Here is a 1342-nt window from a genome sequence, read left to right as displayed (position 1 = left end):
GAATAGGGTTGACCGGGACGGCATTATCACGATACATCGCGACCGGTCCGGAGTGTAGCGCAGCCCGGTAGCGCACTTGACTGKGGGATATAGTCTCTCAGCGCGCTTTCTTCAAAGTATTCAATGGCTTTTGATCTGTTCCCGCGTTGTTTGTGGGGCTTTTTGTGGGAGTTGCTGCTTCCAGCGCTGCACGCACGTCTTCCTTGACAGCATGAGCATACTTGGTCGTGGTGGCCACGTCGCGGTGGCCCAGCAGCTCCTGCACGACGCGCAGATTGCTCTTTCGCAGCACCCGGGTCGCCGCCGTGTGGCGCGTGTCATGGAAGCGGAAGTTGGTCACCCCAGCGTTCGGCACGGCTCGACGCATTGCGGTCTTCAATCCCGACTCGGTGAGCGGATAGCGCTGACCACGACAGATCACGTCGTCGCCGCGCCGCACTGTGCGCTTGGCCTGGTAGGTGAACACCTTTGTTTCGTGGTGGTTCTGCTGGCGCCACAAGAGATCGAAGATCGCTTGCGACATCGGGATCACTCGGGACTTCTTGCCCTTTCCGATCACAGTAAATTGACGTCCGAAGAAATCGACGCGCGGCCAGTGCAGCCCAAGGATCTCCATGCGCCGGCAACCGGACAGGAACGCGAATTCGATCGCGTCGTCGTATCCGCGCTCGAGCTGTTCCATGATCGCTGATTCTTCGGCGATGCTTGCCTCGCGCACGCGCTCCTGCGGCTCGGCCAGCAAGTGGTCTTTCCACTTCACTTTCGCTATGGGCACGCTCCATATCTCGCGGGCGCGGATCATGATTTCGCGTAGCGGCTGGGTCACTGTGCGGTTTACGGTGACCGGGCCGACGCGTGTCGGCAGCTTGCGCTTGGGGATGGTCTCGCCGCGCCGCTTGGCCACCATCATGGCAACTTTACTGTCGTCGATGTCGCGCAGCCTGGTGTTCTTGCCAAAGTGATCGACCAACCAAGCCATAGACCATTCGGTCGTTGCCCAGTTGGTGTGATGCTGGCCGACCTCTTCCCAGTAGCGGCTGGCGGCGATCTCGATCGTCATGTTGGGATCGGTGAAAGCCTTTTCGGTAGCGAGGATAGCCTTGGCTTCCTCGCGCTTGGCCTTTTCTACGGCCTCGGCTTCACGCTTAGTCGTTCTTTCCGTCGGGCCTGAAAATCGACGACCCTGTAGCTGGAAGTCGTAGGAGTACGTTCCGTCCTTGGTCTCTTTTCGAATGAAGACGGACATGCGGTCTTTTTCCTTCTGTCCTTCCAGGCATTCAAGTCAGCGAGATCATATCTTGGCGTCTCGCGCTTTCTGCCCCGGCCGACGTTGATGTAGGGG

The 1342-nt window shown here is 59.1% G+C and carries 1 protein-coding gene; it reads right to left on the bottom strand.

What is annotated here, in order from left to right:
- Positions 1-97: 97 nt before the first annotated feature.
- A complete protein-coding gene (locus AC1DUU_RS32165; protein ID WP_476787341.1) occupies positions 98-1246 on the bottom strand; it encodes a tyrosine-type recombinase/integrase in 1149 nt (382 codons plus the stop codon).
- Between the last annotated feature and the right edge of the window lie 96 nt (positions 1247-1342).

The organism is Aminobacter sp. P4_H6_2, from assembly GCF_056400805.1.
Note: the sequence above shows the minus strand (reverse complement) of the source record. Positions and strands in the feature narration are given on the sequence as shown.